We start from the raw sequence: 23,894 nt of genomic DNA, 5'->3' as shown, positions 1-23,894 counted from the left end.
GGCATGGTCCCCAGGATTCCGGTCAGCGTGGACCTCGTCGTGCTCACGGTGCGGTGCAATGCCCTGAGTGCCCTGGTGTGGCGTCGCGACAACCCGCCCTACCTCCGGCGCTGGTCGTTGTCCGGCGGCTTCATCCAGCTCGACGAGGACCTGCCCGATGCCGCCCGCCGGATCCTGGCCGAGCGGGCCGGGCTCCCTGGCGCTCCGGTGCACCTGGAGCAGCTGCAGACCTACGGCTACCCCGACCGTGACCCCCGCCAGCGGGTGGTGAGCGTGGCCTATCTGGGGCTGGCGCCCGATCTGCCGGCTTCCGAGCAGGCGCACATGGCGTGGGTGCCGGTCGACGACCTGACCGCGATGGCTTTCGACCACCGGCGCATCATGCTCGACGGCATCGAGCGGGCCAGGGCGAAGCTGGAGTACACCCCGCTGGGCGCCGCTTTCTGCCCGCCCGAGTTCACCGTGGCCGAGCTGCGGCGGGTCTACGAGATCGTGTGGGGGCGCCAGCTCGACCCCCGTAACTTCCACCGCAAGGTCACCAAGGCCGAGGGTTTCCTCATCGAGACGGGTTCGGCCACGACCCGCGACGGGGGCCGTCCGGCCAAGCTGTATCGCCGTGGCCCCGTCGAGGCGCTGCATCCTCCTATGCTGCGCGCGGCAGCCTCAGGGCAGCCGAGCACATGACGACCGTGGCCACCAGGAGCGTGGTCCTGCTGTCGAACCAGGTGGCCAGCAGGCCGCCGAGCACCATGAAGAGCGGCTGCGACACGGTCGTGGCGAAGGCCCACAGCGTGGTCACCCGCGACATCAGCTCCTGGGGCGTGCAGGCCTGGCGGTAGGCGGTCATCGTGGAGTTGGCGGCGCCGGCGAAGAGCAGCACCATGCCGAATCCGACGCCGCACATCGCCAGCCCGACGGGTCCTGGCACCGCGAGGGCGATGAGGAGGTACCAGGGGCCGCGCAGCTGGCTGGCCCACCACAGGGCGCGTACCTGGCCCAGCCGTACGGCGAGGCGAGGGGCCAGCCGGGCCCCCAGGAAGCCGCCGAGCGACGGCACCCCCATCAGCAGGCCGTACTGCCACGCGGTGAAGCCGAGGTCGTTGAGGTAGAAGTAGGCGGCCACGCCGCCGGCCATGGCGCTGCCGCCCGTGAAGCCCACCCAGCTGAGGAGCATCGGCATCAGGACGGGGTGCCCGCGGGCGAATCTCCAGCCCGCGAAGAGCTCCTCGCGGCGCGAGCCGCCGTCGGCGCGCTCGGGCGGTTCTGGCTCAGGGGTGCGCAGGCGTCGGATGGTGAACACGGAGGCCAGGAACGAGAGCGCGTCGATGAGCAGCACGCCGGCGGCGCTGAGGAGCCCGACCAGGGCGCCGCCGGCCGAGGGCCCGACGGTGATGCTGAGCCAGCGGGTGGATTCCAGGCGGCTGTTGGCCTCGATCAGCTCCTCTCTGGTCACGAGCGCCTTGAGGTGCGACTGCGAGGCGGCGGCGTGGGAGACGATGCCCGTCGCGGTGACCACCGCCACGAGACACAGGTGCGGATAGGTCACCCAGGGCAGCGGCAGCAGGCTCAGCAACGCCAGGCAGCGGGCCAGGTCCGTCGCGATCATCACCGGCCGCTTGCGGCGGAACTCGATCGCCCGCCCGACCGGGAAGGCCAGCACCGCCGTGGTCCCGGCGGCGAGCACGCCCAGCAGGGCGACCTGGAAGGGAGAGGCGTGCACCTGGTTGATCGCGATGATGGGAACGGCGACCATTCCGACCGCTGACCCCAGCTGGCTGATGGCGGAACCGGTCCATAAGCGCCGGAAGTCGGGGTTCACCCGGAGAGTTATATCGTGTGCCCATGCCTCGTTTCCGCTCCATCCTGGACACCATGCCCGGCTACGTTCCCGGGAAGGCCGTCGTGGGTCCCGACGGCCGGTCGTTCAAGCTCTCCTCCAACGAGTCGCCCGACGGCCCGCTGCCCTCGGTGGTCCAGGCGATCGCCGAGGGGGCGACGCAGATCAACCGTTATCCGGACCCCGCGGCGGTCAGGCTGACGGAGGCGATCGCGGCCAAGCTCGAGGTGCCCGCCGAGCACGTCGCCCTGGGCGCCGGCTCGGTCACGGTGGCCCAGGAGTTGTTCGCGACCATCGCCGAGCCGGGCGCGGAGGTCATCTACGCGTGGCGTTCGTTCGAGGCCTACCCGCTGCTGGCGGACCTGGCCGGGGTGACCTCGGTGCGGGTGCCGCTCGACGGCGAGGACCACGACCTCGACGCGATGGCGGAGGCGATCACCGACCGCACACGCATGATCTTCGTGTGCAACCCGAACAACCCGACGGGCACGTCGATCCGCCGCGACAAGCTGGTGGCCTTCCTCGACAGGGTGCCGCAGGACGTGCTGGTGGTGCTCGACGAGGCCTACCGCGAGTACGTGCGTGACGAGGAGGTCGTCGACGGTCTCACGCTCTACCGCGACCGGCCGAACGTCTGCGTGCTGCGCACCTTCTCCAAGGCGTACGGCCTGGCGGGCCTGCGTGTCGGCTACCTCATCGCCCACGAGCCGGTGGCGGCGGCGGTGCGCAAGGTCATCGTGCCGTTCGCGATCAACCATCTGGCGCAGGTCGCCGCGGTGGCCTCGCTGGCGGCGGAGGACGAGCTGCTGGAGCGGGTCGACCTGGTGGTCAAGGAGCGCAGCAGGGTGCGCGAGACGCTGATCGCGCAGGGCTGGGAGGTGCCGCCCACCGAGGCGAACTTCGTGTGGCTGCGGCTGGGCGATCGCACGCTCGACTTCGCCGCCGCGTGCGCGGCCGAGGGCATCGCCGTGCGGCCGTTCGCGGGGGAGGGCGCCCGTGTCTCGATCGGCGCCCCTGCCGAGAACGACGCGTTCCTGGCGGCCGCCGCGGCCTTCCGCGCACGTTGACTTGCACGACAACGGCCCGGCGCCCACGAGAGGTGCCGGGCCGTTGTCGTGAAATGTCACACCAGGAAGGTGCCGAACTGCCAGACGTCGTCCTCGCCCGGCTCGGCGACGAACTTCTCGAACGGCTGGTACCTGTCGGTCAGCGGCGTCCAGTCCGACTGCACCGACGGCGTCGGGCCCAGGTACGGGTTGGCCCAGTCGAGGACGACCTTGTGGTCCAGGTCCTCGGGCGTGCACAGGCCGGCGTCGGGGTTGTCGAGGATCCAGGCGACGGCGCCCAGCACCGAGGCGGCCACCTGCAGCGTGGTGGCGTTCTGGCCGGGCACCAGCTCCCGGGCCTCGTGGATGTCGAGCTGCGAGCCGACCCACCACGAGGTCAGGTCGTGGCCCATGAGCAGCACGCCGAGCTCGTCGCGCCCGCTGACGATCTCGTCGGTCATGATGCGTTGCGGCTCCTGCAGGCGGTAGCCGTTCATGCGGCACTCCAGCCAGGAGGCGATGGCGGCGTCCGTCGGCAGGTAGGCGTAGTGGACGGTGGGACGGTAGACGGCCTCGTCACCGTTCCACACGGTCAGGTAGTCGCTGATGGTCATGGCCTCGCCGTGCCGTACGACCATGCCGTGGATGGAGCCGGCCTCGGGGACCCAGCTCCGCACCCAGGTGGAGTGGCCCGCCTGGGCGAGGCAGATCTGGTTGCGCGGGCCCTCGGCGTGGGTGTGGGCGTTGGCGGGCAGGGTGCGCTCGTGGGTGCCCCAGCCCATCTCGGCCGGGGCGACGCCCTCCTCGTAGAAGCCCTCGATCGACCAGGTGTTGACGAACTCGCCGACTTCCTTGGGCTTGTCGCTGATCTGGGTGTCGCGCTCGGAGATGTGGATGACCTTGACGCCGAGGTCGTGGGCCAGGTGCGGGTAGTCGGCGGCGTCGAGCAGGCCTTCCAGCTTCGCCCGGCGGCTCTCGTCGACGCCCTGCTTCAGCAGCTGCTTGGCGATGTCCTCCAGCGCGACCTTGGTCCAGTGGGAGACCAGGCCGGGGTTGGCACCGTGTTCGACGACCGCGGTGGGGCCGTCGGGGCGCCAGGACCTGGCCTTCTTCCGCAGGCCCATGTGGCGGTGGTAGAGGGTGCGCTCGACAGGCGGGGTGTCGGCCTGGTCGGCGTACGGGTCCCAGAGTTCGACGGAGGTGTCGACGTAGCGCACGCCGTGGTCCTGGCACCAGTCGATGATGTCCTCGGTGCCGATGTTCCAGCTCAGGTTGATCAGCAGGTCGCCGTCGCCGACGTACTTGGCCAGCGTTTCGGCCATGTTCTCCGGGGTGATGCGGTCACGCACGTAGGTGGCGCCGGCGGCGAGGGTGTCGGGGATGAGCCCGGCGTAGTCCTCGAAGTCCATCACCGTGAGCTTGGTGAAGTCCATGTCCAGGTGGCGCAGCAGCAGCGGCTGGAGGCAACGCGAGACCGAGCCGGAGCCGAGGAGCAGCACCCGGCCCTTGACGGTGAGACGGCGGGCGGGGGTCGTCATGAAGAAAGCCTCCAGCGGGGGAACAAAAAGACCGCCGCGAATTTAGCACGAATACAGGCCGGGTAAAATCGGTATTTCACTGAATGGCTAACCAGTCAGTCGCTGAATGGTTAACCAGTCAATTTTGAATGGCTGTTCAGTCAACGCGCGGGCGCGAAAAAGTGTGCATACTCATCGCTCGTGACCACCCTCCAGAGCTTCGAGCGCGCTCGGGCCCACCTCGCCGAGCAGACCCCCGCGACCCCGGTCCTCGTGCTGGACCTGCATGTCGTCGCCGAACGCCTGAACGAGTTCACCCGGACCTTTCCCGGCGTGACGTGCTATTACGCCGTGAAAGCCAACCCGCAGCCCGAAATCGTCGAGCTGCTGGTCCGCCAGGGCGCTTCTTTCGACGTGGCCAGCACCGCGGAAATCGACCTCTGCCTGGCCGCAGGCGCGGCTCCTGAAACGCTTTCCTACGGCAACCCCGCCAAAAAGGCGCGGGACATCGCCTACGCGTACTCACGCGGTGTGCGCCTGTTCGTCTTCGACAGCCCGCAGGAGCTGGAGAAGCTGGCCGAGCACGCTCCGGGAGCCCAGGTCTTCTGCCGGATCGCCGCCACCTCGGCCGGCGCGCTGTGGCCGCTGGGCCGCAAGTTCGGCTGCCCGCCCGAGCAGGCCGCCACGCTGCTGAGGAAGGCCTTCGACCTGGGCCTGGTGCCCGTCGGCATCTCCTTCCACGTCGGCTCCCAGCAGCTCGACCCCACGAGCTGGGAGGCCCCGATCGCCGCCGCCGCGCAGGCCTTCGCCGACTGCGGCCTGCCGATGCGCCTGCTCAACATGGGCGGCGGGCTGCCCGCCCGCTATCAGGGCGAGCAGCCGCCGATGAGCGCGTACGGCGAGGCGATCCTGGCCTCGGTCACCCGCCACTTGCCTGACTTCGCCGGCGAGCTGGCGATGGAGCCCGGCCGCTGCCTGGTCGCCGACGCGGGTGTGCTGCGCACCGAGATCGTCCTGGTGTCGGACGAGCGCAGCAAGGATCGGTGGATCTATCTCGACATCGGCCGGTTCGGCGGGTTGGCCGAGACCGAAGGGGAGGCGATCCGCTACCGCGTGTCGACCGCGCTCGACGGCGGCCCCGAGGGGCCCGCGGTGCTGGCCGGGCCGACCTGCGACAGCGCCGACATCCTCTTCGAGCGTGCGCCGTACACGCTGCCCCTCGGGCTGACGGCGGGCGACCACGTGGACATCCTCAGCGCGGGCGCCTACACCACCAGCTACGCCTCGATCTGCTTCAACGGTTTCACTCCGCCCGCGGTCATCTGTCTCGATCTCGACTGAAGCCGTAAGCGCGCTCGACCCGTGCCACCTGGATGTCGTAGTACTCGTACCAGCGCTCGCGCCCGAGCCGCTGCGCTTCCAGGTGCTCGGTGTCGCCCTTCCATGCCGCGATCGACTCCTCGTCGCGGTAGTAGAGAACCGTCAGCTCGTGGCCGTCGGCACGCGTGACCGACTCGCGTCCGAGGTAGCCGGGCCAGTTGCGGCCCAGCTCCGCCATCCGGGCGTTCATCACCTCGTATCCCTCGGGATCCATGCTCGTCAGCTTGCTGGTGATGATCACCGCGTAGTAGGGCGGCTCCACAGATGTAAGTAACGTCATATTCGGATGCTAATGACGCGTGGTCGTGGGCTCCAGGCCTTTTGCTGACGGCGCAGGGCGCTTCGAGCGGCGTTCCGTGGAGATCACCAGAGCGACGCCCACCACGATCACCAGGCCGCCCGCGAGGATCTGCGGAGTGACCGGCTCGGACAACATCAGCGCGCCCAGGATCACCGCGACCACCGGGTTGACGTAGGCGTAGGTGGACACCAGCGAGATGGGCGCGTTGCCCAGCAGCCACACATACGACGTGAACCCGACCAGCGAGCCCACCAGGATCAGATAGATCAGGCCCAGCCACGAGGTGGCCGAGACCTGGGCGAAGTCGAGGCGCTCGCCGGTCGACAGGCCGAACACCGCCAGGCCCACCGCGCCCACCGCCATCTCGACGGTGCTGGCGGCGAACGGGTTCTTGGGCATCGCGATCCGCCCTGACAGGAACGATCCCACCGCCCACGAGAACGACGCGAGCAGGATCACCACGATGCCGGCGGTGGAGCCCTCGGACCCGCCGCTGAGCGACAACGCGGCCACGCCGCCGAAGCCCACCAGCACGCCGATGAGCGTGACCAGCTTGGGCCGGTCCCTGACCAGCAGCCTGAAGATCACCAGCCACAGCGGCACCGAGGCCACGAGCAGCGCGGCCAGGCCGGTCGAGATGTGCTGCTCGGCGACGGCCACCATGCCGTTGCCCGCGGTGAGCAGGAGCACGCCGACGATCGCCGCGCCGAGGAACTCCCTGGCCGTCATGCGGAAGGCGTCGCGGCTGCGGATCGCCACGACCACACCGAGGATCAGCGCCGCGGCGGAGAACCGCAGCGCGCCGTGAAGCATCGGGGGCAGCGTCTCGATGGCGAGCTTGATGCCGAGGTAGGTGGAGCCCCACACCACATAGACCAGCCCGAGCGCCACCCAGATCAGGATCGTCTGGCGCTTGTCAGTGGTGTCCTGTTGCATGGCTCATGACCCTACAGGGCGCCACCGACAAGAACTTTACCGGCCCTTGGATGTCAGTTCGCTATGCGAACTAATTGCGATCCATGAAGACGACGGGTGCCTCGTTGTCCATCACCATGCGCGCCAGCAACTCCGCGAGCATTTCCCTGTCGGTGTCGCCGAGGCCCGCGGGCAGGCCTTCGATCCGCCTGACGGTCTCGCCGTAGAAGGCGTCGGCGAGCTTGCCGCCCTGCGTGGTCAGCGTCACGCGCACGGCCCTGCCGTCGTTCGGGTCGGGCTCGCGCCGCACCAGCCCCCGCTGGGAGCTCCGGTCGACCAGCTCGGTCAGGCTCGACTTGGCCAGGCGCAGGACCGCTCCCAGCTCGCTCATGCGGTAGGGCTTGGCCATCAGGACACACAGCAGCTGACCCTGCTGGGGGGTCAGGCCGTACTCGCGGGCTGACTCGGCGTAGACGGCGTTCACGAGAAACGCCGAGCGGACCAGCGCGCTCACCACGCCCAGCTTTTCGCCCGTGTCCTTGCCCATCCGGGCAGCCTACCATTATTCGTAGCACGAACTGTTCGCTCGTTAAGGGCGTCAGGGACGAGCGGCCCGCCGTCCCTGGAAAGGGGAAGGGGGACGGCGGGCCTGTCCGTGAAGGGCGTCAGCGCGGTCCGAGCTTCTCGACGATCAGCCGGTAGAGCTGCCGTGGACGGCCTGGCTGAGGTGTGCGGTTAGGAGGCAGCGGCCACGCGAGTCCCTCGTCAACCAACGTGCGCAGCAACCTCCGGGCAGTGCGGGGTGTGACCCCCAGCATCTTGCCCGCACCTTCGGCGTCGACCACCGTGTCCCCGCCTTCGAGCTTGGCGGCGAGTCTGGCCAGGACCTCGATGCCCTTCGGCTTCAAGGGTGTGGAGCCCGCCGGGGGCATCCGGGGTGCGGGGACCAGTGCGCGGCCCTCGCGGTCGACGGCGAACCCCTGGGCCTGCTTTCCCGCCTGGGTGCGAGCCAGGGCGGCGCGGGCGTGGGATTCGGCGTCGTGGGTGGTGCGGCCCATGCCGACGCCCACCTCCACGGCGAGACCGAGCTCGTCGCGGATGCGGGCGGCGAAGGGCAGGACCCGGAAGCCGTCGGTGGCCGCGGCGATGGAGCCGCGGGTCGCCGTCACCAGGTAGCTGTGGTCGTCGATCGGCCAGACCGTCGCGTTGATGCGGTTGGCTTCCTGGACCAGCAGCCGGTGGAGCGACAGACGTAGCTCGTCGCGCCAGTATCGCGGTGATGCCCGCCGTACGGGCTCGCGGAGGGTGGGGACCTCCACGAGAACGACGGTGAGCTGTGACTCCTCCAGCCGGTGGTGTGCGCCCAGGAGCGCCGCTGTGTGCAGCGCCGTACGCACGGCGGCGGAGGTGGGTCGTATCCGGATGGCCGGCACGCCGGCACTCTGGAGCCTGTCGGCCACGGAGGGCAGGCAGGTGAGTGCACCGGTGGTGGCCCCTTGACGGGCCAGTCTTTCGTGGTAGGCCGCGATGGTCCCGGTGGCGCCGGGTTCGTCGCGGCTGTGGACATCCGTAGCGGAGATGCCCAGATCTGTGTACGCCTCCTCAACCTCTGCCCTGCTGATCACGTCGATGCTGACCCGCTGGGGGTCGAATCGGGTGTCAAGTGCAGCCTTCGCCAACGCCGCGATCAGCCCTGCCCCGCCCACCTGCACGTATGTCGCCGGCATGGTGAGCACGCCGGAACGTCGAGCCAGCTCGTAGGGAACCGGGCTGGCGAACAGGCACGCGTCCACTCCTGGACCGAGCCGGGTGACCTTGTCGGCTGCCTCCTGCTCGTCGCGGTAGGCAGCAGCCACCAGACGACACGGCAGGGGCGCGGCTGCGTGGCCCATGAGCATGACCCTCTCGACGAGGTCATGCGGCCCCACCACACCGATGGTGAGGTCCGGTGTCATGGCGCCCGGGCGTGACACTCGGGGAGGCTCTTCGGTCCGCTCGACCAATGTTCGTCCCATCCTGCCATCCGTCGCAGTTGTCTCTCTCTTTTGGAACGATCGCTCGCGGGGGCCGTAATGTCACGCCCGACTTTTCCGGAAAGTCGTTCTGGTTGACTCTCCGAGAAGCCGTTTCAGCAGCTCAGAGTGGCTTTGGACACCCTTTTTATGGCCCAGAAATCTCTCGCGTAATGTCCGCGCCGAGGGCCCGCATTCGGTCGGCGAGATAGGCGTGGCCGCGGTCAATCAGGTATCCGGACTCGATGACCGTCTCACCGGTCGCCGCCAGTCCCGCCAGCACCAGGGCGATGCCGGAACGCAGATCGTGGGCGGTCACCATGGTGCCGGTCAGAGGCGTACGGCCGCGCACGACCGCGCGGGAGCCGTCGACCTCGATCCTGGCGCCCATCTTGTTGAGCTCGCCGGCCAGCGCGAAGCGGCCGTCGAAGATGCGCTCGTGGATGTAGCTGACGCCGTCGGCCAGAGCGGCGACGGTCATCATGGGCGACTGCAGATCGGTGGCGAAGCCCGGGTAGGTGTCGGTGATGATGTTGATCGGCCGCAGCGGGCGGTCGCACTTGACGTGCAGCACCGCGCCCTGGCGGGCGAAGTCGACGCCCATCTGCTCCAGCTTGTAGCGCACGACGCCGAGGTCGAGGCCGGTGCCCACGAGCGACAGCTCGCCGCCGGTGAGGGCGGCGGCCATGGCGAAGACGCCGGCGTCGAGCCGGTCGGGCATGACGGTGTGCTCGACACCGTGCAGCTCGTCGACGCCCTCGACGGTGATGAAGCCGGTGCCGCCGCCGGTGATGCGCGCGCCCATCTTGGTGAGCATCTCGATCACGTCGAGGACCTCGGGCTCCAGCGCGGCGTTCTCGATGACGGTGACGCCGTTGGCCAGCGAGGCGGCCATGATGAGGTTCTCGGTGCCGGTGTGCGAGGGCGTGTCCAGGTACAGGGTCGCTCCGGTCAGGCCGCTGGCCTTGACGTGGATGACGGTCTCGCCCTCGTCGACGATCGCGCCCAGGCGCTTGTAGCCCAGGTAGTGGAAGTCGAGGTTGCGGCTGCCCAGGTTGCAGCCGCCCACGCCTTCGACGATCGCCTCGCCCAGGCGGTGCATGAGCGCCGGGGTGAACAGCACGCTGCCGCGGAAGCGGCGGGCGATCTCGGCGGGCAGCACGGCGCTGGTGAGCCGCGAGGCGTCGATCACCAGGGTGCGCTCGGCCTCGTGCAGCTCGACGTGGGCGCCGACGGACTGGGCGAGCTCGACCGCGCGCCTGACATCCTCGATGATCGGGACATTGCGCAGCACCGTGCGTCCCTTGGCGGCGAGCAACGCGGCGCCGATCATCGGCAGCACGGCGTTCTTCGCGCCCTGGATGAACGCGGTTCCGCGCAGTGCGTTGCCACCGCGCACGCGGTAACGGACCATTCCTGCCGCTCCTCGGGGACGTATATCGGTCTGGCTCGATAGGGGCTAACAGTAGCCGTTGTTAACCCCCGAGCCAGCCGAACTACGCGGTAAAGGAGTGACCTGTGAGGCGTTCGTACGCTTCGAGGTAGCGTCGCCTGGTCTGGTCGACCACCTCGGCCGGAAGGGCAGGCGGTTCGGTACCTGAGGCTTTGTCCCATCCTGATTCGGGCGAAGTCAGCCAATCGCGGACAAACTGCTTGTCAAACGAGGGCTGAGTGCGTCCCGGCTGCCACTCGGAGGCGGGCCAGAAACGGGACGAATCCGGGGTGAGAACTTCATCTCCGAGTGTAAGAACTCCGTTGGAGTCCCAGCCGAGCTCGATCTTGGTGTCGGCGACGATGATGCCTTTGTCGAGGGCGATCTGCGCACCCTTTTTATACGTATTTATGGTGATTTCTTTAAGTTTATCCGCTGTCTCCGCACCCACCAGCTCCACCACCTGCTCGAAGCTGATCGGCTCGTCGTGCTCGCCCATCGGCGCCTTCGTGGAGGGCGTGAAGATGGGCTCGGGCAGCCGGGAGCCGTCTTCGAGACCCGGCGGCAGCGCCACCCCCGACACGGTGCCCGTCGCGCGGTACTCAGCCAGCCCGCCCCCGGTCAGATAGCCCCGGGCCACGCACTCGACCTCGACCATCTTCAGCGGCTTGCACACGACGCTGCGCTTGTCGGGACCCGGCTGCACGATGTGGTTGGGCACGACGTCGGCGAGCTGGTCGAACCACCACAGCGACATCTGCGTCAGGATCGCGCCCTTGTCGGGGATGCCGGGTTCGAGGATGTAGTCGAAGGCCGAGACCCGGTCGGAGGCCACCATCAGCAGGTGGCCCTCGTCGGTCAGGTACAGGTCGCGTACCTTGCCGGAGTGCAGGTGCTTCACAGGGCGATGTCCTTGCGGTAGTGGGAGCCACGCAGCCGGATCCCGCCGACGAGGTCGTAGGCGGCCTGCCTGGCGCTCTGCTGGTCGGGGCCGTGGCCGACGACGGCCAGCACGCGGCCGCCCGACGACACGATCCGCCCGTCGATCGCCGAGGTGCCGGCGTGCAGCACGTAGGCGTCGTCCGTCTCGTGGAGGCCGGTGATCTCGTCGCCCTTCACGGGGCTGTCCGGGTAGCCCTCGGAGGCGAGGATCACGGTGACCGCCGAGCCCGGCCTGAACACGGGCGTCGTGGCCAGCGCGCCCGTGGCGCACTCCATCAGCAGCCCGGCCAGCGGGGTCTCCAGCCGGTCGAGCAGCACCTCGGTCTCGGGGTCGCCGAAGCGCGCGTTGAACTCGATGACCTTGGGTCCCTTGCTCGTCAGCGCCAGGCCGACGAACAGCACACCCTGGAACGGCGTGCCCCGCCGTGCGAGCTCGTCGAGAGTCGGGTGCACGACCTCGCGCATCACCTGCTCGGTCAGGTCGGCGGGGGCCCACGGCAGCGGTGTGTACGCGCCCATGCCGCCGGTGTTGGGGCCCTCGTCGCCGTCGAAGACCCGCTTGAAGTCCTGTGCGGGCTGCAGCGGGACGGCGGTGACGCCGTCGCAGAGGGCGAAGAGCGACACCTCGGGGCCGTCGAGGAACTCCTCGATCACGACCTGGCGGCAGGAGGCCGCGTGGGCCAGGGCCTTGCCGAGGTCGCCGGTCACGACGACGCCCTTGCCCGCCGCGAGACCGTCGTCCTTGACCACGTAGGGGGTGCCGAACTCCGCCAGGGCGCGCTCGGCCTCCTCGGGGGTCGTGCAGGTGTAGGCCCTGGCGGTCGGCACACCCGCCGCGGCCATGACGTCCTTGGCGAACGCCTTGGAGCCCTCGATCAGGGCGGCCTCCTTGGAGGGGCCGAAGACCGGGATGCCCGCGGCGCGGACTGCGTCGGCGACGCCGGCCACGAGAGGCGCCTCCGGTCCCACGACGACCAGGTCGGCCGCCAGCTCGACCGCCAGGCCGGTGACCTGGGCGGGGTTCAGCGGATCGACGTCGTGGAGGCCGGCGATCTCGGCGATGCCCGGGTTGCCGGGGGCACAGTGGAGGTCGGTGACCTGGGGGTCGAGTTTGAGGGACCGGCACAGGGCGTGCTCCCGGCCGCCGGATCCAATCACAAGAACGCGCACGGCCCCCATTGTTCCAGGTGCCGGTTACCGGGGCCTGCGCAGGAACCCGATGAGGAGGTCGGCGGTCGCCGACGGCCGCTCCAGGCTCGGCAGGTGTCCCGCCCAGGGCAGCTCCACGTGGTAGGCGTCGGCGATCTGGGAGGCCACGTGCGTGGCGATCTGGCGGAAGTCGTCGAGGTCGTGGGCACCGGAGACGACCAGGGTCGGCGCCTTGATCGCGGCCAGCTCGAACGGGTTCTTCGCACGGCCCCCGCCTGCGGCGGTCTGCAGCTCGTAGGCGCGCATCTGCATCCGGAGCACGGCCTGCCCGGCCGCCGCGTCGGCGTCGGGGCCGAGGAAGGTGTCGACCATCAACTGGGCCGCACCCTGCAGATCCCCGGCCTCGACCAGCGCCTCCTCGCGCTCGCCGACGAGCTGCAACTCGAAGGAGGGCGCGTGACCGGGCAGCGCCGAGCCGAGCAGCACCAGCCCGTCGACGAGGCCGGGCCAGCGCGCGGCCACCTCCAGGGCGACCTCGCCGCCGTACGACGAGCCGACCAGCGTCACCTGCCGGATGTTCAGGAAGTCCAGGAGGCCCGCCACGTCATCGGCGTTGTCGAACGTGTGGGGAGGAAGCGGTGTATCACCGAAGCCGCGCAGGTCAGGGCGCACCACGCGGTACCCGGCATCGACCAGGGGCTGGACCTGGCCGTCCCACATGCGGCGGTCGGTGACCCCCGAGTGGAGCAGGAGCACAGCGGGACCGTCGCCGGACACGTCATACGAGATCGTCATTCTGCAGACTTTACTGTGAGTCAGGTGTCCCGATGCGGCCAGAGTCTTTGCGCCGTTTTACCTGATCGCGGTGCCGAGGGGGAGTATCGTCAATTTGGTTCAAACCGCCTGTGGTAGATTAGGGCGGCTTGAGGTGTCTCTTGTGATTGGAGGTGGTCCGGGATGAATCCTGGTGATCCCAGCAGTACGCGCTCGCACGCGTACTCCGCGGTGCGTACCCCCGACCACTCCAATCCGGCAGCCTGATCGTTCCTCCACGCAGTCTTAGCTGTGAGGTGATGACGTCTTTCGTCACGCGTGGAGCGTGCAAAGGTCGGGCGGAAAGGGACTGCCATGCGCTCGTCCACGCTTTTCCGTCGCAGCAACCGTCACCCCGTGAAGCCGCCGCACGTCATGCGGCCCATCGTCATGCCTGAGCGGGTCGCCTGCGTCCCACCGGTCGATTCGATCGTCGAGTACGGCGCCTACATCGACGGCCAGAGGGTGTGCGCCGACGGCATCGTCGAATCGCTGAACCTGGTGCGCGAGCACAACCTCCTGGAGAACGGTCCCAAGGCTTTCGTCTGGGTCGGCCTGCACGAGCCCGCCGCGCCCGAGGTGGAGTGGCTGGCCGAGGTGTTCGGGCTGCACCCGCTGTCGGTCGAGGACGCCGTCAAGGCTCACCAGCGGCCCAAGGTCGAGCGCTACGGCGACTCCCTGTTCATGGTGCTGAAGACCATCGCCTACCTCGACCACGACGAGCTGACCGCGACCAGCGAGATCATCGCCACCGGCGAGATCATGGTCTTCCTCGGCTCCGACTTCGTGGTGACCGTACGGCACGGCGCGCACTGCCCGCTGACCGAGGTGCGCGAGCGGCTCGAAGACACCCCCGACCTGATGAACCGGGGCCCGGCAGGAGTACTGCACGCGATCTCCGACCACGTCGTCGACCGCTACCTGCAGGTGGCCGACCTCATGCAGCTGGAGCTGGAAGAGGTCGAGGCGACCGTCTTCGCCGACGTCACCTCGCGGGACATCAACCGGATCTACCAGCTCAAGCGCGAGATGCTGGAGATGAAGCGGGCCATCACCCCGCTCCAGTCGCCCATGGCCGCGCTGCCGCAGCGCCGGGTGATCCCCAACGAGATGCGCGAATACTTCCGCGACGTCAGCGACCACCTCAGCAGGGTGTGCGAGCAGGTCGAGTCGTCCAACGAACTGTCCAACTCCATCCTGCAGGCGGCCCTGGCCCGCTCGAACACGATCGCCAACGAGGACATGCGCAAGATCTCCTCGTGGGTGGCCCTGCTGACCGTGCCCACGATGATCGCGGGCATCTACGGCATGAACTTCGACGTCCTGCCGGGCGCCACCCAGATGTGGGGCTTCCCCGCCGTGCTGGGGTTCATGGGCGTGGCGTGCACGCTGCTGTGGCGCGGCTTCCGCCGTAACGGCTGGCTCTAGCCGATCTTGAGGGTGAAGTTGCGGTAGTCGGCCCTGACGTCCGACCCCGCGACCCCCACCCAGCCGACGCCCTTGGGGTCGACGGTGCCCTCGTGCTCGAACTGCTTCTCACCGTCCACGAAGAACGAGTACAGCTTGCCCGTGCGCACCACCTTCAGGGTGTGCGGCGCCCACATGTCGAACATCGTGGTCTGCGGCAGGCGGTACCAGGCCATCTGGCCGTTGGTCCAGAAGATCGCGGTGGCGACGCCGCCGCCGGTCTGCGGTTCGAGGTAGAGGGCGACGTCGTTCAGCGACCCGGTGTGCGACAGCAGGAGGCCGAACTTCGGGTTCTTCTGCTTGCGGCCGAGGTCGAGCAGCCTGACGCGGACAGAGACGGAGAAGTCGGTGCTCATCGGGCGTCGTTTCCACAGCAGGCCGCGCCACATGTCGGTGTCGTCGACGTAGCCGTTGAGCCGGGCGCCGCTCGGGCCGGTGATCTTCCACGGGCCGGGCTTCAGGTGCGACCTGCGCTTCCAGCCGCCGGCGACCGTTCCGGTCGAGGGGGTGGCCGTCGGCGTGGGGCTGACGCTCGGACTGGGCGCCGCACTGGGGCTCACGGTCGCACCGGGGCTCGCGGTCGCGGTGGGCGAGCCGCTCGGCGTGGCCTTGGGCTGCTCCTTGGCCTTCTGCGCCACCGGGGTGGGGCTGGCGATGACGGTGACCGTGTGGACGGGGGCGGGCGCGGCGGTGGTGGTCGTCGTGGTGGCCTGGGCGGGCGGGGTGACGGGCGGCTGCGGCCACAACACCCAGGCTCCGGCTGCCACGACGGCCGTCGCCCCGGCGGTCAGGGCCACCACGTGAAGCCGCCCACGCCGGTTTCCCGCCCCTCGGGCGGTGCGGTCAGGCTGTACGGCAGAGCCCGGAGCGGCTGTGGCGCCCGCATCGGAGCCCACCGGCGGTGCGCCCTCGGCGGGGCCCGCCGGCAGCGAGCCTTCGGCCGGGCCCGCCCGCACGGCGCCCACCGCTGGGGGCACGCTCGTCGGCGTGCCGAAGGACGCGGGAGGGACGGCGGCGGCGGCGGAGGCCGGGAACGCGCCGGTGCCTGGCCCCGCGTGCCCTGCGGTGCCTGGCCCCGCGTGCCCTGCGCCGGTGACCGGTCCCGCGTGCCCCGCGGACACCCCTGCGGTCGGTGAGGCCGAGATCGGTCCTGTGGCGGGCGCGGAGCCGCCCATGAGAGCGCTCCACGTCTCCTGGGCGTCGGGCCGCCGGGCGGCTTCCTTGACCAGGCAGGTCGCCAGGACCCCGCGCACCGGCTCGGGAACCTCACTCAGGTCCGGCTCGACGTTCAGAACACGATGCATGACCGCGGGAATCGTGTCGTTCCCGAACGCCGGTTTCCCCGTGGCCGCGAAGACCATGGTCCCCGCCCACGAGAACAGGTCGGACGCGGCGCCCACGGAGGCGCCCATGATCTGCTCGGGCGACATGTACCCCGGCGATCCCACCACGCTGCTGGCGGTCACGGAGGGCGCGTCGAGGGCGCGGGCGATCCCGAAGTCGATCACGCGGGGCCCGTCGGCGGCCAGGAGCACGTTCGACGGCTTGAAGTCGCGGTGCACGATCCCGGCCCGGTGGATGGAGACCAGGGCGGTCAGGGTCGCCACCGCGAGCCGTACGAGGTCGTCGCCGCGCAGGGGACCGCGCCGGCGTACGGCCTCCTGCAGCGAGATGCCTTCGACGAACTCCGACACGATGTACGGCACGCCGCCCGCGACACCGTGGTCGAGCACCCGTGCCGTGCAGAACTGCGCCACCCGCTGGGCCAGTTCGACCTCGCGGTGGAATCGCTGGACCGCGGTGGTGTCGCTCGCGAAGCGGGCATGGAGGATCTTGACAGCGACTCTCGCGCCGCCGGGGGCGTAGCCGGCGAAGACGGTGCCCTGCCCGCCTTCGCCCAGGAAGCCGGTGAGCTGGTAGTTGCCCAGCGCCTGTGGATCCCCCGACCGCAGTGGCTGCATAGGACGGGATCTTATCCAGACAAAGCCAGACTTTAAGCGCGTACTGGAACTCGCAAACCTGGCGGAACTTCCATACCTCTGGAAACCCACAGATCGCGGATCATGTCCGGGTAATCGGTAACGATTCCGGCCACCCCGAGGTCGAGCATGCGCGCGGCCTTCTCGACCGAGTTCACCGTCCAGACGGCCACGTCCAGCCCGGCCGCCACGGCCTGCGCCATGAAGGCCTCGTCGACCATGACGTCCTCGGGCGAGATCGTGGTCGCCCCCGCGGCCGCCGCGGCCGCCGGCACGTCGTCGCCCAGGCATCCGTGCCAGTGCAGCGTGTCGGGCTCGATCAGGGCGAAGCGGCGGGTGCCCGGCGCGAGCTTGGCGGCGGCCTCCAGCACGCGCCAGTCGAAGCTCAGGATCGCCGCTCCGGCCAGGCGCTTGTGCTTGTCGAGTTCCTCAAGGACCAGCTCGGTGAAGAGCTCGGGCTCGATGCACAGCTCGGGCCTGGTGGGGTCGGACTTGAGCTCCACGTGCATCCGCACGCCGTCGGCCGCGTAGGCGTTGACCAGGCCAAGCACCGCGCCCAGGGTGGGCATGCGCGTGTCGGGCATGGGCACCTGCGTCGGCGCGAAGGGGTCGTCGGGATGGCGCGGCAGCCGTACGCCCACGTCGAGCGTGCGCAGCTGCGCCAGCGTGAGGGCGTTGATCGGCTTGCCCACGTAAGGGAAGAGGGGGTCGCCCTCCACCAGCGGGACGGTGTCGGCGCTGGTGACGCCGGAAACGTGCAGGTCGTGAGTGAGCACGAGCTTGCGGTCGGCGGTCACGGCTACGTCGAACTCCAGCGCGTCCACGCCGAGTTCGAGGGTCTTGCTGAGTCCGGGCAGGGTGTTCTCCGGCCACAGGCCGCGGGCTCCCCGGTGTCCATGAATCTCGGCACGCACACCGGGGACCCTACCCAACGTGAATCTGACTCTCGTGATGCCACGCCGCTACTGGAGTTTGACCAGCGTCTTGCCTGGTGGCGCCCGGGGTCAGACGAGCGGGTTGATCACGATCGTCTGGTCGCGGCCAGGGCCGACGCCGACCGCGGAAATCGGGGCCTCGCTGAGCTCCTCCAGCTTGCGCACGTACGCCTGGGCGTTCGGCGGCAGGTCCTCGAACGACTTGCAACCCGTGATGTCCTCGGTCCAGCCGGGGAACTCCTCGTAGATCGGCGTGGCGTGGTGGAACTCGGTCTGCGTCATCGGGATCTCCTCGTGGCGCACGCCGTCGACGTCGTAGGCGACGCAGACCGGGATGCGCTCCAGGCCGGTGAGCACGTCGAGCTTGGTGAGGAAGAAGTCGGTCACGCCGTTGATCCGGGTGGCGTAGCGCGCGATGACCGCGTCGAACCAGCCGCAGCGGCGGTTGCGTCCGGTGGTCACGCCGTACTCGCCGCCGGTGGTGCGCAGCCACTCGCCCATCTCGTCGGTGAGCTCGGTCGGGAACGGGCCGGAGCCGACACGGGTGGTGTAGGCCTTGAGGATGCCGACGACCTTGGTCAGCTTGTTCGGCGGGATGCCCGCGCCCGCGCACGCCCCGCCGCTGGTCGGCGAGGAGGAGGTGACGAACGGGTAGGTGCCGTGGTCGATGTCGAGGAGCGTGCCCTGGCCGCCCTCCAGCACCACGAACCGGCCGTCGGCCAGCGCCTTCTTCAACACCAGCGAGGTGTCGGCGATGTGCGGCTTGAGCCGCTCGGCGTAGCCCAGGTACTCCTCGACGGTCTTGTCGAGGTCGATGCCGCGGCGGTTGAAGATCTTGGTCAGCACCTGGTTGCGCTCGCCCAGGACGACCTCGACCTTCTGGCGCAGGATGCCCGGGTCGAGCAGGTCCTGCACCCGGATACCCATGCGGTAGATCTTGTCGCCGTAGGCCGGGCCGATGCCGCGGCCGGTCGTGCCGATCTTGTTCTTGCCCAGGTAGCGCTCGGTCACCTTGTCGATGGCCTTGTGGTGGGGCATGATCAAGTGAGCGTTCGCCGAGATGAGCAGCTTGTCCGCCGACACGCCGCGGGCGGCCAGCCCGTCGATCTCGCTGAGCAGCACGCCCGGGTCGATGACCACGCCGTTGCCGATGACCGGGACGACGTTCGGGGAGAGCACTCCCGTCGGTACGAGGTGGAGGGCGTACTTCTGATCCCCGATCACGATCGTGTGACCGGCGTTGTTTCCGCCCTGGTAGCGCACGACGTAGTCGACGCTGTCACCGAGGAGGTCGGTGACCTTTCCCTTGCCCTCATCGCCCCACTGGGCGCCGACGATCACAACAGCAGGCATTTCAGCCTCTCCCACGAAAACGAAAACCCCTGGCGCAACAGCGACAGGGGCTCTTGCGAAGAGAGACTACCCGAAGGCTAGTTCCGGCTCAAAGCCTCATAGGCCTCGGAACTGCTGTCTTTCAGGAACTGCAGGCATCGTTCGGTCTCTTCCTTCTCGCCGATCGCCTGCGCGGCGCGGGCCAGAGAGTACAGCGAGCGCAGGAAACCCTGGTTGGGTTCGTGGTCCCAGGGGATCGGGCCGTGCCCCTTCCATCCGGCGCGGCGCAGGTGGTCGAGGCCCCGGTGGTAGCCGGTGCGGGCGAAGGCGTAGGACGTGACGGCATGGCCCTGGGCGAAATACTCTTCGGCCAGTGTGGCCCAGGCCGCAGAATAGGCGGGGAAGCGGGCTGCGACATCGGCGGCCTTGGCGCCCGATTCGAGCGCCTCCCTGGCCTCGGGCAGGTCCGGCAGGTAGGTCGGCGGCGGCCCGGCGAGAAGGTTGTCCATGTAACAAGTCATACCCGCCGGGCCGTATGGGTGGCTACGAGATCTTCGTCCCAGTGCTCTTCAGGTGAGCACAAGCCTCGGCCACGCGGGCGGCCATGGCCACCTCGGCGCTCTTGCCGTACGAGCGCGGGTCGTAGACCTTCTTGTTGCCGACCTCGTTGTCGACCTTGAGGACGCCGTCGTAGTTCTTGAACATGTGGTCGGCGATCGGCCGGGTGAAGGCGTACTGCGTGTCGGTGTCGATGTTCATCTTCACCACGCCGTAGGAGATCGCCTCGTGGATCTCGCTGAGCAGCGATCCGGAACCGCCGTGGAAGACCAGGTTGAACGGCTTGTCGACGCCGTACTTGGCGCCGACGGCGTCCTGGATGTCCTTGAGCACGCTCGGGCGCAGCTTGACGTGGCCCGGCTTGTAGACGCCGTGCACGTTGCCGAAGGTGGCGGCGAGCATGTAGCCCTCGAGCCCGACGGCCTCGGCCGTGGCCAGCGCGTCGTCGGCCGTCGTGTAGAGCTTCTCGTTGATCTCGTTGGCGACGCCGTCCTCCTCGCCGCCGACGACGCCGATCTCCATCTCCATGACGATGTTGGCCCGGCGGCACTTGTCGAGGAGCTCCTTGGCGATCTCGAGGTTCTCCTCGAGAGGCACGGCGGAGCCGTCCCACATGTGCGACTGGAAGATCGGGTCGCCGCCCTTCTCCAGGGAGAGGTCGATCAGCGGGCGCATGAACCCGTCGAGCTTGTCCTTCGGGCAGTGGTCGGTGTGCAGCGCCACCGTCACCGGGTACTTCTTGGCCACCTCGCGCGCATAGGCGGCCAGCGCCACCGCACCGGTGACCATGTCCTTCACCGACGCGCCGGAGAGGAACTCCGCGCCGCCGGTGGACACCTGGACGATGCCGTCGCTCTCCGCTTCAGCAAAGCCGCGCAAGGCTGCGTTCAGCGTCTGCGACGAGGTCACGTTGATCGCCGGATAGGCGAATCCGCCCTCTTTGGCGCGCTTGAGCATCTCGGCGTAGACCTCTGGAGTGGCGATAGGCATGATCATCTCCTGTGAAGTACGGCTTCGCGGAGCCCAGTATCCCGGCTCTGTGGCCCCCGTGGTAGTGAACAAGCCAGGTAGCATCCTGCCGTGGACTGGCTCTTGAATCTCCTCGACCCGACGTGGTGGCTGACCATCCTCGGGGCTTTCGCGACGGTGGGCGTTCTGGCGATCATCTTCGCCGAGACCGGCCTGCTGCTGGGTTTCTTCCTGCCAGGAGACTCCCTCCTCGTCGCCGCGGGGATCTTCAGTTCCGCCTCGGTGGCCATCGGCATGGGCATCGAACCCATCTCCCTGCCCGTGCTGTTGATCGGCACGCCCCTGTGCGCCATCGCAGGAGCGCAACTGGGCCATTTCCTCGGGGCCAGATTCGGGCGCAAGATGTTCGACAAGCCCGACTCCAAGCTCTTCAAGAAGGAGCACGTGCTCCGGGCCGAGGAGTTCTTCGAGAAGTTCGGACCGGCGAAAGCCATCGTTCTGGCCCGTTTCGTCCCGATCGTGCGCACCTTCATGAACCCCGTCGCCGGAGTTCTGGAGATGAATCCCAAGCGCTTCTTCGTCTGGAACGTCATCGGCGGAGTGATCTGGACGGAAAGCCTGATCCTGCTCGGCCATTTCCTTGGCGGCCAGGTCGATCCCAAGCAGATCGACAAGTACATCCTGCCGGGCGTTTTCCTGATCGTGCTGATCTCGCTCATCCCGATCTTCGTCGAGGCGATCAAGGCGCGCCGGGCGCGCAAGAATGTTCCCACTCCTACCGGAAAGCACCACCGCGTTCCCTGAACCGCGATGAGCGGGCTTTTTCGGCGATAATCCCCCGTGTGGGACGCCACCGGAACGAACCGCTGGGGCTCGCCGCCCGGATCCTGGCGGGGCTGGCGATCGTCGCCGCGCTCGTGGGAGCGGTGGTCGGCATCAGGGCGCTGGCCGCCTCGCCCGTGGAGCCTCCCGCGATCGTGCCTCTGGCGGAGATGTCGCCGGTGCGTACCCCGACTGTGCGGATCGAGTGCCTCTCGCCCACCTGCGCCACCGTCACCGTCCGGGTCCCGGCGGGTGACGTGCTCGTCCATCGCGACATGGCCGAGGGCGAGCAGGTCAGCTTCTACGACGACGAGCTGAGCGTGGTGCTGAAGGACTCGGGTGCGGTGCTGGTCGAGGAGAACGGCGTGCCGCGGCCGCGGGGCAAGGCCGGGGAGCGCGAGACGTTCACCGTCGAACGTTCCTAGATATGGTGCCCGGATGAGTGATCGCGGATATCTCGAAATTTCCGGACAACGGCTTGGTTATATCGACTTCGGCGGCGAGGGCCCGCCCGTCCTCCTCCTTCACGACATCCTCGCCCGCGCCTCCACCTGGGCCAGGACGGCGCAATGGATGACGCCGCGTTTCCACGTGATCGCCCCGGACCTGCGCGGCCACGGCTGGAGCGCCGCCCCTGCCGACTCCGGCCTCCTGGACCAGCTGGTTTCCGACGCCGTCGCCCTGATCGAGAGCCTGCGGCTCGACCGGGTGACCGTCGTGGGGCACGGGCTGGGGGCACTCGTCGGCTGGACCCTCGCCGCCCGCCGCCCCGACCTGGTGCGAGCGCTGGTGCTGGAGGACCACGCGATCGACTCCTACTCGGCGCCCCCTGCGCTCATCCGCTCCTGGCTCGAGAGCTGGCCGCTGCCCTTCGCGACCATCGCCGAGATCGACGATTTCTTCACCACGGAGAAGTGGCCCCGCCGTACTCCGTTCTTCCGCGAGGCGTTCGTGGAGACCGAGACGGGTCACCGTCCCCTCTTCGAGTTCGAGCACGTCCTGCGGGCGATGGAGGGCTGGAACGATCCGGAGCACTGGAAGTCGCTGTCCGGGGCACGCTGCCCGGCCCTGGTGGTGCGCGGCGCCGGAGGGACACTGCCGGAGGCGGAGCTGAGGGCGATGGCCGAGCGGCTGCCCGACGGCCGGTACACCGAGGTGGAGGGGGCCGGCCACGTGATCCACTACGACCAGCCGGACGGCTGGCGCGCCGCCGTGGAGCCCTTCCTCGTCGAGCACTCGTAGAAGCAGAGAGGCGACGGGGTCCGGGGGGCGGGGCGGTTGGAGGAGTCGATGGAGCGCAGCCTGGCTGTCGTGGCCATGTTGCGCGATCCCGGCTACGGCGGGCCGTATCGAGGAGGCCCGGCAGGCGCGGACGAAGGCGTTGCAGGTCGCCGACGGGGGCAGGCGACGCCAAACGAGCCGCGCCGGCGGGCGAGGAACTGGAGGAGCTCGCGCGGCCGTGACTACGGGGTCGTGATGGCCCCCGAGGCGAGCTGCTTCTTGATCTCGTCCAGCTTCGCCGTGACCTCGGGTGAGGCCCCGCACAACACCAGGTCCGACGCCCCCAGCCCCGAGGCCACCCCGAACGCCTTCTGCTCCGCCTTCCAGCTCCCGTCCAGCGCCGCCTTGACCGCGTACTCCAGCGCGGCCCCCGTGTCCGTCTTGGCGTACCCGATCACTCCCGTCTCCGACCCGCACTCCTTCACCAGCGGCCCGGAGATGACCGACCCGGAGCCTTCGCCGGCGGCCTGGACGAGCCCCTGCCGCCCGAGGTTGAGCTGCTGCCCGAACACGTCGGCCCCGCCGCTGACGAGCGCCTGCCCGGCCTGCTTGGCCTTGGCGACGTCGTTGAAGTCGCCCACGTACTGCGGCGCCAGCACCTCGATGTCGTCCTTGGCGAGCTTGGCGCCCTTGGCGAACTCGTTGGCGGTGTTGACGATCGCGGGCAGTTCGAGCCCGCCGACGAAGGCGACCTTGCCGCTCTTCGACGTCAGCGCCGCGTAGGCGCCGGCCAGGAGGCCGCCGTCGGCCTGCTTGGGGTCGTAGTAGGCGAGGTTGGCCAGCGGTACGGCGTCGGAGGGCCCGCCGACCTCCACGAACTTGACCTTGGGGAAGGTCGGGGCGACCTGACGCAGCACGGCGTCGGTCTGGCCGCCGAAGGCGACGACGAGGTCGGACTTGGCGGCCAGGGTGGACAGGGCCTGCTGGTAGTCGGCGGCGGGGACCTGCTCGATCTTGGCCAGCTCGACCTGCCCGGCCTTCTCCAGGCGCTGGTAGCCGCCGTAGCTGGACTCCATGAAGCCGTCGTCGGAGAGGTTGCCGGGGAACAGCACTCCGACGCGGAGCTTGGAAGCGCCGGCCTCGGAGCCGCTGGACCCGGAAGGGGACCCACCGCAGGCGGTGACTGCGAGCCCGGTGAGGACGAGGGCGAGGACCTGCTTGTGCATGGGGGGCTCCTAGCAATTAACGGTATACCGCTATGGAATCG

23 protein-coding genes are annotated in these 23,894 nt (G+C 69.0%); 7 read left to right on the top strand and 16 right to left on the bottom strand.

Features of this window, described 5'->3' with window-relative positions:
• The first annotated feature begins 3 nt into the window (after positions 1–3).
• Positions 4–684: an NUDIX hydrolase gene (locus HNR30_RS14395; RefSeq protein ID WP_181610349.1), complete on the top strand. Its 681-nt coding sequence runs from the start codon at positions 4–6 to the stop codon at positions 682–684.
• Here HNR30_RS14395 and HNR30_RS14390 read toward each other — a convergent pair.
• Complete coding sequence (locus HNR30_RS14390) at positions 644–1,819, bottom strand: MFS transporter (protein WP_181610348.1); 1,176 nt, start codon at positions 1,817–1,819, stop codon at positions 644–646. The genes HNR30_RS14395 and HNR30_RS14390 overlap by 41 nt on opposite strands.
• Before the next feature lie 23 nt (positions 1,820–1,842).
• Between HNR30_RS14390 and hisC the strand changes: the two genes are divergently transcribed.
• A complete protein-coding gene (hisC, locus tag HNR30_RS14385; protein WP_181610347.1) occupies positions 1,843–2,904 on the top strand; it encodes a histidinol-phosphate transaminase in 1,062 nt (353 codons plus the stop codon).
• 56 nt (positions 2,905–2,960) lie between these two features.
• Here the strand turns inward: hisC and HNR30_RS14380 are convergent, their stop codons facing one another.
• The gene (locus HNR30_RS14380) at positions 2,961–4,421 is read right to left on the bottom strand and encodes a saccharopine dehydrogenase C-terminal domain-containing protein (protein WP_181610346.1); all 1,461 of its coding nucleotides are present in this window, start codon (positions 4,419–4,421) and stop codon (positions 2,961–2,963) included.
• A gap of 180 nt (positions 4,422–4,601) precedes the next feature.
• Between HNR30_RS14380 and HNR30_RS14375 the strand changes: the two genes are divergently transcribed.
• The gene (locus HNR30_RS14375) at positions 4,602–5,741 is read left to right on the top strand and encodes a type III PLP-dependent enzyme (protein WP_181610345.1); all 1,140 of its coding nucleotides are present in this window, start codon (positions 4,602–4,604) and stop codon (positions 5,739–5,741) included.
• Here the strand turns inward: HNR30_RS14375 and HNR30_RS14370 are convergent.
• The 8 genes from HNR30_RS14370 to HNR30_RS14335 all read right to left on the bottom strand — a co-directional run bounded on the left by HNR30_RS14370 (position 5,719) and on the right by HNR30_RS14335 (position 13,326).
• The gene (locus HNR30_RS14370; RefSeq protein ID WP_181610344.1) at positions 5,719–6,060 is read right to left on the bottom strand and encodes an antibiotic biosynthesis monooxygenase family protein; all 342 of its coding nucleotides are present in this window, start codon (positions 6,058–6,060) and stop codon (positions 5,719–5,721) included. The two genes, HNR30_RS14375 and HNR30_RS14370, sit on opposite strands and share 23 nt — an antisense overlap.
• Before the next feature lie 9 nt (positions 6,061–6,069).
• Positions 6,070–7,017, bottom strand: coding sequence for an EamA family transporter (locus HNR30_RS14365; RefSeq protein WP_181610343.1), 948 nt, complete (start codon positions 7,015–7,017; stop codon positions 6,070–6,072).
• A 70-nt stretch (positions 7,018–7,087) separates the two neighbouring features.
• On the bottom strand, positions 7,088–7,543 hold the full coding sequence (locus HNR30_RS14360; RefSeq protein ID WP_181610342.1) for a MarR family winged helix-turn-helix transcriptional regulator: 456 nt from the start codon (positions 7,541–7,543) through the stop codon (positions 7,088–7,090).
• A gap of 118 nt (positions 7,544–7,661) precedes the next feature.
• Entirely contained in the window at positions 7,662–8,951 is a 1,290-nt protein-coding gene (locus HNR30_RS14355; protein WP_181610341.1) for a GTP cyclohydrolase IIa, read from the bottom strand.
• A 205-nt stretch (positions 8,952–9,156) separates the two neighbouring features.
• A complete protein-coding gene (gene murA, locus HNR30_RS14350) occupies positions 9,157–10,422 on the bottom strand; it encodes a UDP-N-acetylglucosamine 1-carboxyvinyltransferase (protein WP_181610340.1) in 1,266 nt (421 codons plus the stop codon).
• An 82-nt stretch (positions 10,423–10,504) separates the two neighbouring features.
• On the bottom strand, positions 10,505–11,341 hold the full coding sequence (locus tag HNR30_RS14345) for a phosphoribosylaminoimidazolesuccinocarboxamide synthase (protein WP_181610339.1): 837 nt from the start codon (positions 11,339–11,341) through the stop codon (positions 10,505–10,507).
• Entirely contained in the window at positions 11,338–12,552 is a 1,215-nt protein-coding gene (gene purD / locus HNR30_RS14340) for a phosphoribosylamine--glycine ligase (protein WP_181610338.1), read from the bottom strand. The genes HNR30_RS14345 and purD overlap by 4 nt, the downstream gene beginning before the upstream one ends.
• 24 nt (positions 12,553–12,576) lie before the next feature.
• Complete coding sequence (locus HNR30_RS14335; protein ID WP_181610337.1) at positions 12,577–13,326, bottom strand: alpha/beta fold hydrolase; 750 nt, start codon at positions 13,324–13,326, stop codon at positions 12,577–12,579.
• 375 nt (positions 13,327–13,701) lie between these two features.
• Between HNR30_RS14335 and HNR30_RS14330 the strand changes: the two genes are divergently transcribed.
• Positions 13,702–14,772, top strand: a complete 1,071-nt coding sequence (locus tag HNR30_RS14330) for a magnesium and cobalt transport protein CorA (protein WP_312894406.1) — start codon at positions 13,702–13,704, stop codon at positions 14,770–14,772.
• Here the strand turns inward: HNR30_RS14330 and HNR30_RS14325 are convergent.
• The 5 genes from HNR30_RS14325 to fbaA all read right to left on the bottom strand — a co-directional run bounded on the left by HNR30_RS14325 (position 14,769) and on the right by fbaA (position 20,611).
• Complete coding sequence (locus HNR30_RS14325; RefSeq protein ID WP_181610335.1) at positions 14,769–16,772, bottom strand: serine/threonine protein kinase; 2,004 nt, start codon at positions 16,770–16,772, stop codon at positions 14,769–14,771. The two genes, HNR30_RS14330 and HNR30_RS14325, sit on opposite strands and share 4 nt — an antisense overlap.
• 32 nt (positions 16,773–16,804) lie before the next feature.
• A complete protein-coding gene (locus HNR30_RS14320; RefSeq protein WP_181610334.1) occupies positions 16,805–17,704 on the bottom strand; it encodes a glycerophosphodiester phosphodiesterase family protein in 900 nt (299 codons plus the stop codon).
• 90 nt (positions 17,705–17,794) lie between these two features.
• Positions 17,795–19,078, bottom strand: coding sequence for an adenylosuccinate synthase (locus tag HNR30_RS14315; protein ID WP_181610333.1), 1,284 nt, complete (start codon positions 19,076–19,078; stop codon positions 17,795–17,797).
• Between the two features lie 77 nt (positions 19,079–19,155).
• Positions 19,156–19,566, bottom strand: coding sequence for a DUF3151 domain-containing protein (locus HNR30_RS14310; RefSeq protein WP_220133578.1), 411 nt, complete (start codon positions 19,564–19,566; stop codon positions 19,156–19,158).
• A 34-nt stretch (positions 19,567–19,600) separates the two neighbouring features.
• On the bottom strand, positions 19,601–20,611 hold the full coding sequence (gene fbaA / locus HNR30_RS14305) for a class II fructose-bisphosphate aldolase (RefSeq protein WP_281389640.1): 1,011 nt from the start codon (positions 20,609–20,611) through the stop codon (positions 19,601–19,603).
• Positions 20,612–20,761: 150 nt separating this feature from the next.
• Here fbaA and HNR30_RS14300 point away from each other — a divergent pair, with 150 nt between their 5' ends.
• Genes HNR30_RS14300 through HNR30_RS14290 form a run of 3 tightly spaced genes read left to right on the top strand, consistent with a single transcriptional unit; the run spans position 20,762 to position 22,648 of the window.
• Complete coding sequence (locus HNR30_RS14300) at positions 20,762–21,388, top strand: DedA family protein (RefSeq protein ID WP_312894405.1); 627 nt, start codon at positions 20,762–20,764, stop codon at positions 21,386–21,388.
• A 38-nt stretch (positions 21,389–21,426) separates the two neighbouring features.
• Entirely contained in the window at positions 21,427–21,831 is a 405-nt protein-coding gene (locus HNR30_RS14295) for a hypothetical protein (RefSeq protein ID WP_181610330.1), read from the top strand.
• 13 nt (positions 21,832–21,844) lie between these two features.
• On the top strand, positions 21,845–22,648 hold the full coding sequence (locus HNR30_RS14290; RefSeq protein ID WP_181610329.1) for an alpha/beta fold hydrolase: 804 nt from the start codon (positions 21,845–21,847) through the stop codon (positions 22,646–22,648).
• A 221-nt stretch (positions 22,649–22,869) separates the two neighbouring features.
• Here the strand turns inward: HNR30_RS14290 and HNR30_RS14285 are convergent, their stop codons facing one another.
• Positions 22,870–23,853, bottom strand: coding sequence for a BMP family protein (locus tag HNR30_RS14285; protein WP_181610328.1), 984 nt, complete (start codon positions 23,851–23,853; stop codon positions 22,870–22,872).
• Between the last annotated feature and the right edge of the window lie 41 nt (positions 23,854–23,894).

Origin of the sequence: Nonomuraea soli (genome assembly GCF_013761175.1) — a bacterium.
In the GTDB taxonomy this organism is placed as follows: domain Bacteria; phylum Actinomycetota; class Actinomycetes; order Streptosporangiales; family Streptosporangiaceae; genus Nonomuraea; species Nonomuraea soli.
This window is presented reverse-complemented; position numbering and strand designations above follow the sequence as displayed.

Bases quoted from the DNA above. Each gene is read 5' to 3' on its own strand.
- HNR30_RS14285 (WP_181610328.1), bottom strand. From the start codon at position 23,853: ATGCACAAGCAGGTCCTCGCCCTCGTCCTCACCGGGCTCGCAGTCACC.
- HNR30_RS14360 (WP_181610342.1), bottom strand. From the start codon at position 7,543: ATGGGCAAGGACACGGGCGAAAAGCTGGGCGTGGTGAGCGCGCTGGTC.
- murA (WP_181610340.1), bottom strand. From the start codon at position 10,422: ATGGTCCGTTACCGCGTGCGCGGTGGCAACGCACTGCGCGGAACCGCG.
- fbaA (WP_281389640.1), bottom strand. From the start codon at position 20,611: ATGATCATGCCTATCGCCACTCCAGAGGTCTACGCCGAGATGCTCAAG.
- HNR30_RS14290 (WP_181610329.1), top strand. From the start codon at position 21,845: ATGAGTGATCGCGGATATCTCGAAATTTCCGGACAACGGCTTGGTTAT.
- HNR30_RS14365 (WP_181610343.1), bottom strand. From the start codon at position 7,017: ATGCAACAGGACACCACTGACAAGCGCCAGACGATCCTGATCTGGGTG.
- HNR30_RS14370 (WP_181610344.1), bottom strand. From the start codon at position 6,060: ATGACGTTACTTACATCTGTGGAGCCGCCCTACTACGCGGTGATCATC.
- HNR30_RS14355 (WP_181610341.1), bottom strand. From the start codon at position 8,951: ATGACACCGGACCTCACCATCGGTGTGGTGGGGCCGCATGACCTCGTC.
- HNR30_RS14335 (WP_181610337.1), bottom strand. From the start codon at position 13,326: ATGACGATCTCGTATGACGTGTCCGGCGACGGTCCCGCTGTGCTCCTG.
- HNR30_RS14380 (WP_181610346.1), bottom strand. From the start codon at position 4,421: ATGACGACCCCCGCCCGCCGTCTCACCGTCAAGGGCCGGGTGCTGCTC.
- hisC (WP_181610347.1), top strand. From the start codon at position 1,843: ATGCCTCGTTTCCGCTCCATCCTGGACACCATGCCCGGCTACGTTCCC.
- HNR30_RS14310 (WP_220133578.1), bottom strand. From the start codon at position 19,566: ATGGACAACCTTCTCGCCGGGCCGCCGCCGACCTACCTGCCGGACCTG.
- HNR30_RS14325 (WP_181610335.1), bottom strand. From the start codon at position 16,772: ATGCAGCCACTGCGGTCGGGGGATCCACAGGCGCTGGGCAACTACCAG.
- HNR30_RS14315 (WP_181610333.1), bottom strand. From the start codon at position 19,078: ATGCCTGCTGTTGTGATCGTCGGCGCCCAGTGGGGCGATGAGGGCAAG.
- HNR30_RS14395 (WP_181610349.1), top strand. From the start codon at position 4: ATGGTCCCCAGGATTCCGGTCAGCGTGGACCTCGTCGTGCTCACGGTG.